This is a genomic window from Pantoea anthophila, assembly GCF_026104315.1.
Taxonomy (GTDB): Bacteria; Pseudomonadota; Gammaproteobacteria; order Enterobacterales; family Enterobacteriaceae; genus Pantoea; species Pantoea anthophila.
This window is the reverse complement of record NZ_CP110473.1, coordinates 1,073,212-1,085,697: the sequence shown is the minus strand read 5'-3', so window position 1 is coordinate 1,085,697 and position 12,486 is coordinate 1,073,212. Positions and strand designations below refer to the sequence as shown.

At 56.8% G+C, this 12,486-nt stretch carries 12 protein-coding genes; 6 read left to right on the top strand and 6 right to left on the bottom strand.

Features of this window, described 5'->3' with window-relative positions; genetic code table 11:
• Positions 1-151: 151 nt before the first annotated feature.
• Positions 152-1,000, top strand: coding sequence for an N-acetylmuramoyl-L-alanine amidase AmiA (gene amiA / locus OJ965_RS07675; protein ID WP_009088831.1), 849 nt, complete (start codon positions 152-154; stop codon positions 998-1,000).
• Positions 1,001-1,185: 185 nt separating this feature from the next.
• Here the strand turns inward: amiA and OJ965_RS07670 are convergent, their stop codons facing one another.
• On the bottom strand, positions 1,186-1,395 hold the full coding sequence (locus tag OJ965_RS07670) for a hypothetical protein (RefSeq protein WP_033736154.1): 210 nt from the start codon (positions 1,393-1,395) through the stop codon (positions 1,186-1,188).
• A 182-nt stretch (positions 1,396-1,577) separates the two neighbouring features.
• Here OJ965_RS07670 and hemF point away from each other — a divergent pair, with 182 nt between their 5' ends.
• From hemF to tkt, 4 genes are all read left to right on the top strand, one after another.
• Positions 1,578-2,492: an oxygen-dependent coproporphyrinogen oxidase gene (hemF, locus tag OJ965_RS07665; protein ID WP_265138668.1), complete on the top strand. Its 915-nt coding sequence runs from the start codon at positions 1,578-1,580 to the stop codon at positions 2,490-2,492.
• A gap of 196 nt (positions 2,493-2,688) precedes the next feature.
• Entirely contained in the window at positions 2,689-3,531 is an 843-nt protein-coding gene (locus OJ965_RS07660; protein ID WP_265138666.1) for a class I SAM-dependent methyltransferase, read from the top strand.
• Positions 3,532-4,028: 497 nt separating this feature from the next.
• Positions 4,029-4,979 (top strand): transaldolase, encoded by a 951-nt coding sequence (tal, locus tag OJ965_RS07655; protein WP_009088826.1) that lies wholly within the window; start codon positions 4,029-4,031, stop codon positions 4,977-4,979.
• A 57-nt stretch (positions 4,980-5,036) separates the two neighbouring features.
• Positions 5,037-7,037, top strand: a complete 2,001-nt coding sequence (gene tkt, locus OJ965_RS07650; protein WP_265138664.1) for a transketolase — start codon at positions 5,037-5,039, stop codon at positions 7,035-7,037.
• A gap of 80 nt (positions 7,038-7,117) precedes the next feature.
• Here the strand turns inward: tkt and OJ965_RS07645 are convergent, their stop codons facing one another.
• On the bottom strand, positions 7,118-7,297 hold the full coding sequence (locus tag OJ965_RS07645) for a hypothetical protein (RefSeq protein ID WP_033736151.1): 180 nt from the start codon (positions 7,295-7,297) through the stop codon (positions 7,118-7,120).
• Between OJ965_RS07645 and ampH the strand changes: the two genes are divergently transcribed.
• Complete coding sequence (gene ampH / locus OJ965_RS07640) at positions 7,296-8,459, top strand: D-alanyl-D-alanine-carboxypeptidase/endopeptidase AmpH (RefSeq protein WP_265138662.1); 1,164 nt, start codon at positions 7,296-7,298, stop codon at positions 8,457-8,459. The two genes, OJ965_RS07645 and ampH, sit on opposite strands and share 2 nt — an antisense overlap.
• Here ampH and OJ965_RS07635 read toward each other — a convergent pair.
• The 4 genes from OJ965_RS07635 to OJ965_RS07620 all read right to left on the bottom strand — a co-directional run bounded on the left by OJ965_RS07635 (position 8,456) and on the right by OJ965_RS07620 (position 12,475).
• Positions 8,456-9,529, bottom strand: coding sequence for a DUF1176 domain-containing protein (locus tag OJ965_RS07635; protein ID WP_046102348.1), 1,074 nt, complete (start codon positions 9,527-9,529; stop codon positions 8,456-8,458). The genes ampH and OJ965_RS07635 overlap by 4 nt on opposite strands.
• Before the next feature lie 182 nt (positions 9,530-9,711).
• Positions 9,712-10,290: a GDP-mannose pyrophosphatase NudK gene (nudK, locus tag OJ965_RS07630; RefSeq protein ID WP_046102349.1), complete on the bottom strand. Its 579-nt coding sequence runs from the start codon at positions 10,288-10,290 to the stop codon at positions 9,712-9,714.
• 135 nt (positions 10,291-10,425) lie between these two features.
• Positions 10,426-11,922 carry an L-asparagine permease gene (ansP, locus tag OJ965_RS07625; protein WP_009088814.1) on the bottom strand — a complete coding sequence of 499 codons (1,497 nt, stop codon included), beginning with the start codon at positions 11,920-11,922 and terminating at the stop codon, positions 10,426-10,428.
• Between the two features lie 280 nt (positions 11,923-12,202).
• Positions 12,203-12,475 (bottom strand): YdgH/BhsA/McbA-like domain containing protein, encoded by a 273-nt coding sequence (locus tag OJ965_RS07620; protein ID WP_009088813.1) that lies wholly within the window; start codon positions 12,473-12,475, stop codon positions 12,203-12,205.
• Positions 12,476-12,486 lie beyond the last annotated feature (11 nt).

Here is a 12,486-nt window from a genome sequence, read left to right as displayed (position 1 = left end):
CAACCCTCAGCTGAACGGCGGCAAATAAAAAAGCGCAAATTTTCTGTTCGCGGCCTGCAATACAAAGTAATGCCCTGAAATGGTTATGTGATCGCAGACAACAGAGCCTTAGGCTATAACACCGGCAGGATTTCTGTTACCGGACCCGCACATGCACCTGCTTAAACGTTTGATTCATCGCCGTCAGTTACTCCTTTCCGGTCTGGCTCTGGCCGTTTTATCGCCGCGCGCGGTTCAGGCCAGAGAGCCTTCAGCGCTTACAGGAACAGGCCGCCATGCACGCCCTGCTCCGCCAGCCAGTAACGGAAAGCGCATTGTGATGATTGATCCCGGCCACGGGGGCATCGACTCCGGCGCGGTCGGCGAGGAGGGTTCAGAAGAGAAGCACATCGTGCTGGAGATTGCCGGTAACGTGAAACGGCAGCTGCAGAGCCATCCGCGCATCGAAGTGCGTCTGACCCGCGACAGCGACCATTTTATTCCGCTCTACCAGCGGGTGGAGATTGCTCATCAGCATGGCGCGCATCTGTTCATGTCGATCCATGCCGACGGCTTTACCAGCCCCGATGCCAGCGGCGCCTCGGTATTTGCGCTCTCCAATCGCGGTGCCAGTAGTTCAATGGCGCGTTATCTCTCTCAGCGTGAGAACGATGCGGACAAACTGGGCGGCGTGAAGGCGCAGCAGCAGGATCACTATCTGCAGCAGATCCTGTTCGATCTGGTTCAGACTGACACCATCAAAAACAGCCTGACGCTGGGCAAACATGTGCTGGATCAGATTCGCCCGGTTCATCATCTGCATAGCCAGCACACGGAACAGGCGGCTTTCGCGGTCCTGAAGTCGCCCTCCATCCCTTCGGTGCTGGTTGAAACCTCCTTTATTACCAATCCGCACGAAGAGCAGTTGCTCGGCACCACGGCGTTTCGTCAGAAAATTGCCGCCGCCATTGCCAGCGGCATCGTCAACTACTTTGATGAGTTTGATCGCCGTAATGCCTGATGCGGAAAGTAACAATGACTCAGTGCAGAAGCTTGAATAAACGCATGTGAACCTGAGAAATGCTCCATCCGACGTAACGTTCAGGCGAAGCGAGCGGCGGAGACCATCCTGAATTATGTTTTAAGTAAGGCCGTATTGACGGCCTTCTGTCTGCCTCTCTGCCGGAAGTTAATCGTGGCAGAGGGTTATCGGCGGTCAGACTTATCCGCGATAAGATAAGTCAGCCCATAAATCACCAGACCAGCAACAAGCACCAGCAGCGGCCCGACAATACGCATCGCCCCTTCATTCAGCGTTGCGGTCAGAAATATGCCAATCACTATCGCCATAAGCACAAGTCCGCCTGACACCTCGGCTATCAGCTTACGGATCAGCCTGATAGTTTTCGATAGCATTAATAAACTCCTCCGCGGCCGATGGATTTTTGCACAGCGCTTCACCCATTTTTATAAAATTCTGCAGGGTTCTTCAGACATGAAAATTTCCCATTGTATGCCTGCCTGGATAGCCGCACTCATGCAAGCAGCCCGATTTTGCGTATAATCGCCCTAAATTAAAACCGACGATAAGCGAAAAGATGGCTGATATTTCCCGCGTAAAAGCATTCCTGCTCGCTCTGCAGGATGAGATTTGTAACCAGCTGGCGGCTGAAGATGGCGGCGCAGCGTTCGCAGAAGATAGCTGGCAGCGTCCGGGCGGCGGCGGCGGTCAGAGCCGCGTACTGCGAAACGGTGCGGTGTTTGAACAGGCGGGCGTAAACTTTTCGCACGTGCATGGCGATAAGATGCCGGCTTCGGCTACGGCGCACCGTCCGGAACTGGCGGGCCGCAGCTTTGAAGCGATGGGCGTGTCGCTGGTCATCCACCCGAACAATCCCTATGTGCCCACCAGCCACGCCAACGTGCGCTTTTTTATCGCGGAGAAACCCGGTGCCGATCCGGTGTGGTGGTTTGGCGGCGGGTTTGATCTCACGCCGTTCTACGGCTTCGAAGAAGATGCACTGCACTGGCATCAGACTGCCGCCGACCTCTGTCAGCCTTTTGGCGACGACGTTTATCCGCGATATAAAAAGTGGTGCGACGACTATTTCTATCTGAAACACCGCGATGAGCAGCGCGGCATTGGCGGCCTGTTTTTTGACGATCTCAACACGCCCGATTTTGAGCAGAGCTTCAGCTTTATGCAGGCGGTGGGATGCGGCTTTATTGATGCCTACCGGCCGATTGTGGCACGCCGCAAAGATCATCCGTGGGGCGATCGCGAGCGCCAGTTCCAGCTCTACCGCCGCGGGCGTTATGTGGAGTTCAATCTGGTGTGGGACCGTGGCACCCTGTTTGGCCTGCAGACCGGCGGCCGCACGGAATCGATCCTGATGTCGATGCCGCCGCTGGTGCGCTGGGAATATGATTATCAGCCTGAACCAGACTCGCCTGAAGCGGCCCTCTATCGCGACTTCCTGCCGGTGAAGAACTGGCTCAATCTGCCGTCATAATCCCCCGGACCGCAACGTGGCTCTCTGCCTGCGTTGCGGTTCATTACGCTGTCTCAACCGCCTGAAACCGTTCATCTTCCTGCCGCTCCCACCCGACCTGATAACCGATAAAAAGGGTTCAGTTCCGTTTGTTTCTCATTCATTAGTGCCCTGAATTTCATTGATACACTAGGCCATATTCAGGATAAGGACACCAATGATGGCTTCATTCACAGACCCCGATAAAAACCTTGAAACACTGAGTTTTGCGGAGATAGCGGAACGGCTTAACATCGAAATATACAGTGGTTTCAAACCCGACCTTTCTCCCTGGCTGGGCAGAAATATTATCTTCGACGACATCATCGCAAAGAGAGCGGCGACTGAAGGACACTACGAAGATCAATGCTCCGGGAAATATTACTTTGATATTTTTAATACCATTAAGTCGGCACTGGGTGAAGTCAGCAGAATCGTTGAAGTGGGCGTCTTTATGGGAGGCAGCACCTCTGTTCTGGCTGGCTGTGCACACTATCTGGGTATTGAACTCGATTTGATCGACATCAGTCCGGACCATTTACAGTTCGCCAGAGAGCGCGCAAGAAGAGCCTATCCGGAAACCGTCGAAAGCCGGGTCAGGATGTACCATGGCACCCTTCCGGAGTATGTCAGGGATGTGCTGATGAAAGAAGAAGGCGGAAACGTCATCATTCATCATGATGGCGCGCACGATTTCGAACAGGTGATCCGTGACCTCGGCAGCCTCTTTTATATCAAAGATAAACTGCACAGCTTACTGATTCAGGATACCCATCTGCGTGGCGTTCCTGAATCTTTCAATTTTGTCGATGCCGCCGTCTATTCTATTTTCGGTCGGGATGTCACTTATGCGCCGCTGGGTACCGTCTATAACGACGGGCCGGTTTGTGAACCGAACCGCTGGCAGGGCAACTATTTTATGCCGGGTGAACCCGAAGGGATGTATATCCCGCTGGCGCATAATAAATTTTACTACCCGCACCCCAAAATAACGCTGGCGCAATTTTTTGAGCGGCAATAGCGCAGCGCGTGATTCGGGCCGCCTGTACTCTCATCGCGGCCTGTTTTAAAACGCCTCTCCCTGGGAGGCTCAGACATCCCTCCTGTTTAGCATTCAGCCTGCCCCGCCACGTTTCACTGTGGCAGCGCTTTTCCCGTCCCCGCGTTTTTACTTGCCGATTCACCGCACCGTTTTCTGCTCCCGGCGTATGACGAGAGTGAGTGTCGTCACGCCGCTTTGATGCGGAGAGGGCACGGATTGCTACAGTGTTGCCTGCGTCATTTTCCCCGACTGCTATGCTTAAGGATGGAATATGGCGCACCCCTCGGGTTACACCGCATGAAGGCTCCTTCGCACCGCCTCGCAGCGCAACAATCAGAGAAACCGCATTTTCATCAGAAAGTGTCTGTTGCAATGTTATGGGTTCGCGTTCCCGCTAGCAGCACATGCCACAGACCGGCTGCGAGGCCTGAGGTGATCCCTGTTCGCTTTCATTTTTCTTTTCAAGGAGTTTAGAGATGAACCAGCTAGAAGCCCTAAAACAGTTCACCACCGTGGTGGCGGACAGTGGCGATATCGAATCGATTCGTCATTACCACCCGGAAGACGCCACCACCAACCCTTCACTCATTCTGAAAGCATCCGGTCTCGAAGGGTACAAGCACCTGATGGATGACGCGATCGAGTACGCTAAAAAACAGGGCGGCAGCAAAGAGACTCAGATCATCAACGCCAGCGACAAAGTGGCAATCAATCTCGGTATGGAAATCCTTAAAAGCATACCGGGCCGTGTTTCGACCGAAGTGGATGCGCGCCTCTCCTTCGATCGTGGCATGTGTGTGACCAAAGCAGAAAAACTGATTCGGATGTACGAAGAGCAGGGTATCGACCGCTCGCGCGTACTGATCAAGCTGGCTTCAACCTGGGAAGGTATCCGCGCTGCGGAAGAGCTGGAGAAGAATGGTATCCACTGCAACCTGACTCTGCTCTTCTCCTTCGCGCAGGCGCGTGCCTGCGCGGAAGCGGGCGTGTTCCTGATCTCGCCGTTCGTGGGTCGCATCTACGACTGGTATAACTCACGCAAGCCGATGGAACCCTACGTGGCAGATGAAGATCCGGGCGTGAAATCCGTGCGTCGCATCTACGACTACTACAAAAAGCACCGCTACAGCACCATCATTATGGGTGCCAGCTTCCGTAAAGTGGAGCAGATTGTGGCGCTGGCGGGCTGCGATCGCCTGACGCTCTCCCCTAACCTGCTGGAAGAGCTGCAGAACAGCGACGCGCCGCTGGAGCGCAAGCTGGAGCCGTCTACCGAAGGCTTCCATCAGCCATCACCGCTCTCTGAGGCGGAGTTCCGCTGGGAGCATAATCAGGATCCGATGGCGGTTGAGAAACTGTCTGATGGTATCCGCCAGTTCGCTGTTGACCAGCAGAAGCTGGAAGATGTACTGGCCGCACGTCTGTAGTCCTCATTTTAGTCGGGCGGGACTTTCCCGCCCTGATGCATAACAAGGGAGAACTTTATGTCCTCACGCAGAGAGTTGGCAAACGCGATTCGTGCACTGAGCATGGATGCGGTTCAGAAGGCAAATTCCGGCCACCCCGGTGCGCCAATGGGAATGGCCGATATCGCCGAAGTGTTGTGGCGCGACTTCCTTCAGCACAATCCGACCAATCCCGCCTGGCTTGATCGCGACCGCTTTATCCTCTCCAACGGCCACGGCTCAATGCTGCTCTACAGCCTGCTGCACCTGAGTGGCTACGCCCTGCCGATTGAAGAGCTGAAAAACTTCCGTCAGCTGCACTCCAAAACGCCGGGCCACCCGGAAATCGGCTACACGCCAGGCGTGGAAACGACGACCGGCCCGCTGGGTCAGGGTCTGGCGAACGCCGTTGGTCTGGCGATTGCAGAGCGCACGCTGGCCGCGCAGTTTAACCGTCCGGATCATGAGATTGTCGACCACCATACCTATGTCTTTATGGGCGATGGCTGTCTGATGGAAGGGATTTCGCACGAAGTCTGCTCCCTGGCGGGCACCCTGGGTCTCGGCAAACTGATCGGCTTCTATGACCATAACGGTATCTCGATCGATGGTGAAACCGAAGGCTGGTTTACCGACGACACCCATAAGCGCTTCGAGTCTTACAACTGGCACGTCATCGGCGACATCGACGGCCATGACGCGGACGCCATTCGCGAGGCGATCAAAGAGGCGCAGAGCGTTACCGATAAGCCTTCGCTGATTATCTGCCGCACCATAATCGGTTTCGGTTCCCCGAACAAAGCCGGTAAAGAGGAGTCGCACGGCGCAGCGCTGGGTGAGGAAGAAGTCGCCCTGACCCGCAAGCAACTCGGCTGGAACTATCCGGCGTTTGAGATCCCGGCTGAAATCTATCAGCAGTGGGATGCCAAAGCCGCCGGTGCGGAACGGGAAAAAGCCTGGGATGCAAAATTTGCGGCCTATAAAGAGGCACATCCTGAGCTGGCGAAAGAGTACGAACGCCGTATGAATGGCGAGATGCCGTCAACGTGGGAAAGCGAAGCCACCCGTTTCATTCAGGAGCTGCAGGCTAACCCGCAGAAAATTGCCAGCCGTAAAGCCTCACAAAACTCGCTGGAAGCCTACGGCAAATTACTGCCGGAGTTCCTCGGCGGTTCTGCAGACCTGGCGCCCAGTAACCTGACGATCTGGTCTGGCTCCAAGTCGATCAAAGAAGATCCGGCCGGCAACTACATTCACTACGGTGTGCGTGAGTTCGGGATGACGGCGATTGGTAACGGTATCGCACACCATGGCGGTTTCGTCCCCTACACGGCCACCTTCCTGATGTTTGTCGAATATGCGCGTAACGCAGCACGCATGGCGGCGCTGATGAAGGCGCGACAGATTCTGGTCTACACCCATGACTCCATCGGTCTGGGCGAAGATGGCCCGACCCACCAGCCCGTTGAGCAGATCGCCAGCCTGCGTCTGACGCCCAACATGAGCGTATGGCGTCCGTGCGATCAGGTGGAAACGGCTGTGGCGTGGAAAGCGGCTATCGAACGCCATCATGGCCCGACTGCGCTGATCCTCTCCCGTCAGAATCTGCTGCAGCCGGAACGTACCCCGGAGCAGATCGAGAACATCAAACGCGGCGGCTATGTGCTGAAAGATTGCGACGGCACCCCCGAAGTGATCCTGATTGCCACCGGTTCAGAAATTGAGATCACCCTGGGTGCAGCCGATAAGCTCACTTCAGGCGGTCACAAGGTGCGGGTGGTTTCACTGCCTTCAACCGACCTGTTTGATGCGCAGGATGCTGCCTACCGCGAATCCGTTCTGCCTGTCGGCGTGAAGGCGCGCGTGGCGGTGGAAGCCGGAATCGCCGACTACTGGTTCAAGTATGTGGGTCTGGAAGGCGCGATTGTCGGTATGACCACCTTTGGTGAATCAGCGCCAGCCGGCAAGCTGTTCCCGGAGTTTGGCTTCACGGTGGAGAATATCGTCAGTCACGCTGAAGCATTACTCAAGCCGGTGTAATGCTTTTGCCCTTCCCGGCACACCGGGAAGGGCCATTTCATCACATAGCCCGAAACAGAAAAAAATCTCGTCTCCCCTCTTCACGCCCCGCACAAACTGATTACTATAGAGCCGTCATAGTTAATGCTGCCTGCGCCCTGGCTGCCCGCCTGTTCCTGCTGCTCTTCTGCCGGAATAACGCGATGTGCTGCCCGCGTCTGTCCGATGCGTGAAGGCAGATCTCCTCCGATCTCTATAGCGAAGCCATTTCCGTTGAACATGCGCACACCCTATTTTCTGGCCCTGATGGTTTCACTGCTTCCATTAAAAAGCATGGCGCAGGTCGCGCCCGATCCGCTGCTCGCCTCTCAGATTGTTGACCGCTATGCGGAGCATATCTTTTATGGCAGCGGTGCAACCGGTATGGCACTGGTCGCGATTGATGGCAATCAGCGGGTCTTCGCCAGCTTTGGTGAAACCCGGCCAGGCAACAATGTGCGCCCGCAAAAAGATTCGCTGATTCGTATCGCTTCGCTGAGTAAGCTGATGACCAGTGAAGTGATGGTCAAGCTGGCGGAGCGCGGACAGATTCGCCTCGACGATCCGCTGAGTAAATATGCGCCGCCGGGCACCCGCGTGCCTGCTTATAACGGACAGCCCATTCGTCTGATCAACCTCTCCACCCATACCAGCGGACTGCCGCGTGAACAGCCTGGCGGCAAGGCGCAGCGGCCGGTGTTTGTCTGGCCGACGCGCAGTGAACGCTGGACGTGGCTGTCACGGGCGAACCTCAAAGCCGCACCGGGCAGCAGTGCCGCCTACTCCAACCTGGGTTACGATCTGCTGGGCGATGCGCTGTCGCGCGCGGCGGGCACGCCCTACCCGGCCCTGTTTCAGCAGTTGATCACCCGTCCGCTGGGTATGAAAGACACCACCTTTACGCCTTCGCCTGAGCAGTGTGGTCGCCTGATGGTGGCTGAGAAAGGGGCCAGCCCCTGCAACAACACCCTGGCGGCGATTGGCAGCGGCGGCGTTTACTCCACGCCGGATGATATGGGCCGCTGGATGCAGCAGTTCCTTAACTCGTCGGTTAACCATCGCACCCCGCAGATCGATCGGCTGCAAACGCTGATCTATCGCCGCGATCAGCTGACCCGCGTGGAAGGCATGGATGTGCCAGGGAAAGCGGATGCGCTGGGGATGGGCTGGGTCTACATGGGACCAAAGAATGGTCGTCCCGGGATTATTCAGAAAACCGGCGGTGGCGGGGGTTTCATTACCTATATGGCGATGGTGCCGCAGCATAACGTGGGCGTGTTTGTCGTGGTGACGCGCTCGCCGCTGACCCGCTTTACGCCAATGAGCGACGGCGTAAACAACATGCTGGCTGAGCTGGTCGGCAACCAGACCGGCTCTCCGATGATGGTGCAGGTCATCCGCTAACGCTGCTGGACGCCACCGTCTGACTGGCTGACCCACAGGGTTGGCCAGTCATCACTGCTATGCCAGGCATCGCAGGTCGACTCCTCCGCATATTCCGCCAGCACAAAGCGGGTGCCATCAAACTGCCAGCGTGTGGCACTGCCGCAGTCACCGAGCCCCCGCCCCTTGCCAAACGTATAAAGCTGGCCGCTGGCCGCATCATACTCAGCGTTAATCAGCTCAAGCTGGCGGTCACTCGCTCTCGGCGGAGTAAAGGGCAGCGTCAGCGTGATGCCCCGTGCCACGTAGGGCGTGCTGCGCGTCACTTCAAACGCCAGATCGATGACGTTGTATGCCCCCATTTCACAACTGACCAGCAACAGCGCATGCTGATCGGTGAGAGGCGCAACGCTGACCTCACGCCGCAGCGGGTCGAGTGAGCAGGAGTCGGTATTGATGCGCCAGGTGCCGTAATCGATTAATCCGCTGGTCTCTTCGCGCGTCAGGGGCGCAGGCGGCCTCACGGCGGGAGGCAGCTGTGGCAATGCTGGCGGCGGCGGAACCTCCCAGCTGGCGCGGTCGCCACGTTTAATCCACGCGCTCATGCTGTTCACCCGCCCCTGCCTGTCATCCATCAGCAGCAGTGCAGCTTTCATACCGCGCAGGGAGATCGCGGCACTGGCATCGTAGGTGAGTTGCAGGGTTTTGGCTTCCATCACCAGATCAAGAAATTCATCAATGGCGATAGCATTGCTGGTGGCGAGATGGTGCGGTTCTGCCGTCCAGTGTTTGAGGTCCGGTTTAAGACGCCGCTGGTCGAGCAGCAGATTATCCTGCAGCGGGCCGCCAGGCAGCGCGCCGGTATAGGCACTGCCGTAGTCGATGCGGAGTAAGGGGCGATCGTTAACGCCCGCATGGCGCGAAATCGTCATCACCAGCCCTTTATCGCCGGGGATATTGCGGGCCACGCAGAAGGCTTCGTTGTTGCAGGTGATTTGCCAGTCGTTGAATGACTTTTGCAACGGTTCCGCCTGAACACAGGTCACCCACAGAGACGTCGACAGCCACAGCGATTTCATCCAGTACGACATTAAGAAAATCGATCCCCAAAAACCCAGAGTGGAGAGGATAGCGCATCAATGGGCCAGACAGGGTTCGCATTCTGTGAACCCGTGCAAAAAGCGCAGTTAACTGCTTAAAAAGCGTGCATAACCTGGAGACAGTGTCCGCATTGCAGCCCGGGCTGTCGCGTGGCGGGCCGTTCAGGGCACGATTATGGCGTCAGCCAGCCTGCGATGCGGGCATGCTGCAACAGCATAATGGTTTTACCGTCGCGAATGCGGCCATCGGCGACCATCGCCAGCGCATCCGGGAAGCGCAGCTCCAGTACATCAATCGACTCATCATCAACGCCCCCGCCCGCATTGTCACGCAGCGCGTCGTGATATTCCGCCGCGAAAAAGTGGATCAGCTCGGTCACGCCGCCCGGTGACATGTAGCAGCTATAGAGTTTTTCCACCTCACCCACGGCGTAGCCGGTCTCTTCGATGGCCTCTTTGCGGATGCAATCTTCCGGCGTGTCATCATCCAGCAAACCCGCGCAGGCTTCGATCAGCATGCCGCTGTCGTTACCGTTGACGTAGGTGGCGATGCGGAACTGGCGCGTCAGCACCACACTGTTTTTTTCACGGTTATAGAGCAGGATGGTCGCCCCGTTGCCGCGGTCATAGACTTCACGCTTGTGGCGGATCACCTCACCCTGACGGTCGGTTATCTCATAGGTGTAGTTACGCAGCACAAACCAGTTTTCAGACAGGAGTTTATCTTTGATGATGTTGATCTTAAACGACATGCAGACTCCGCTACCGCATAAAGGGAGCCTTTCATCATAGGGGCAAGGAGGCGGGAAAACTATCCTAATTCGCGGCGCCGGTTTGCGCCCAAAAAAAAGCCAGCCCGGAGGCTGGCCTGATGACGGCAATGGCGATCAGCGGGAGGATTCATCCGCCAGCTGGGTCGGCTTTGCCTCCTCTTCATGATGATCATGCTCGGTTTCGGCGATAGCGTTAACGCGCTTACGCACGCCAAACCATCCCAGCACCAGCACCACGGCAATCAGCGGAATAGAGGCGATGGTATAGGTGCCGTTCGGGTAGTCGAACGCCATCAGCACCAGCACGCTGAACAGGAACAGCAGGGTCAGCCAGGACGTAAACGGCGCGCCCGGCAGCTTGAAGCTCACATCATCCGCCTTGCCCTCTTTGATCGCCTTACGCAGACGCAGCTGGCAGACCACGATAAAGGCCCAGGAGGAGATAATACCCAGTGAGGCGACGTTCAGGACGATCTCAAACACCTGCGACGGCACGTAGTAGTTAAGCACTACGCCAATGACATAAACGCCGATGGTGACCAGAATCCCGGCATAAGGCACCTGCTGACCGTTCATCTTAGACATGAACTTCGGTGCAGAACCGCCCATCGACATGGAACGCAGAATACGTCCGGTCGAATAGAGGCCGGAGTTCAGGCTGGAGAGCGCCGCGCTCAGCACCACGATGTTCATGATGCTGCCGATGTAAGGTACGCCCAGCTTTGAGAAGAAGGTCACGAACGGACTCTGACCGGCCTGATAGGCGTTCCACGGCAGCAGCAGCACCAGCAGGACCACCGAACCGACGTAGAACAGACCGATACGCCAGATCACGCTGTTAATAGCTTTCGGCAGCATGGTCTGCGGATCTTTACATTCGCCCGCCGCTGTTCCGACGAGTTCGATCGAGGCAAAGGCGAACACTACCCCCTGAATCAGCACCAGCGCAGGCAGTAAGCCGTGCGGGAAGATGCCGCCGTTGTCGGTAATCAGATGGAAGCCGGTGCTGTTGCCATCCAGCGGTTTGCCGGTGCCAAGGAACACCACGCCCACCACGAGGAAGACCACGATGGCCAGCACTTTCACCAGCGCGAACCAGAACTCCATTTCGGCAAACCACTTCACGCCGATCATGTTCATGGTACCAACAATCGCCAGCGCACCCAGGGCGAAGACCCACTGCGGCACATCACCAAACGCGCCCCAGTAGTGCATGTAGAGCGCGACGGCGGTGATATCCACGATACCGGTCATGGCCCAGTTGACGAAATACATCCAGCCCGCCACGTAGGAGGCTTTCTCGCCGAGGAACTCACGGGCATAAGAGACAAAGCTGCCGCTGCTGGGACGGTGTAACACCAGCTCACCCAGCGCACGCAGAATAAAGAAGGAGAAAATGCCACACACCAGATAGATGATGGCTAAGGCGGGGCCCGCAGCCTGCAAACGGCCACCTGCGCCCAGGAACAAACCGGTGCCGATGGCACCACCGATTGCGATCATCTGTACGTGCCGGTTACCCATAGCCTTCTGGTAGCCCGCGTCATGAGAATTGAGCCAGCGTCGTTTCGCAGCGCGCAACTCGCCTGGGGTTTTCTTTTTAGATTTCATAGCTTTCCTGTTTGTCCTGACCATCAGTCGTCGCTTCCCCCATGCAGGTGTCATGCCCTGAGTTATGGGGTATTTTCCTCTGTGCGCTTGCCTGTGAGTGAGTGCCAGGCAAGGCGGGAATTTACGGCGATGAATCCTACCCGTTATGCAGGAACGAAGCAAAATATACCGGGCGGATGCACAGGCTGATTTGTAAGAATCCGTCATGATGCACAAAAATAAAAAAACCGGCCATTTTCAGGCCGGTAAGAGCTACAGGGATGGAAACAGGAGGGTATAGCTAGCGATAAATCTCTGCGGTGCCGCTCCACAGGCTGGAGTCGCCTGGGTTATCGACGCCGATAACACGGTAGTGGCTGGCACCCATCTCTTCCGCTTTTTGCGACAGATGGCGGCTGGCATCATCCAGCGAGCCTCGCACGCCGGAGACCGAGACGCTGCCGATGCTCTGGAGGTTCTGCGCCTGGGCCTGATCGACCGGTGCAGCAGCGAAAGTGGCAAATGAGGCGGTAGTCAGTAAGGCGCCCGCCAGAACAGCATTCAGTTTTTTCATGGGATGCTCCT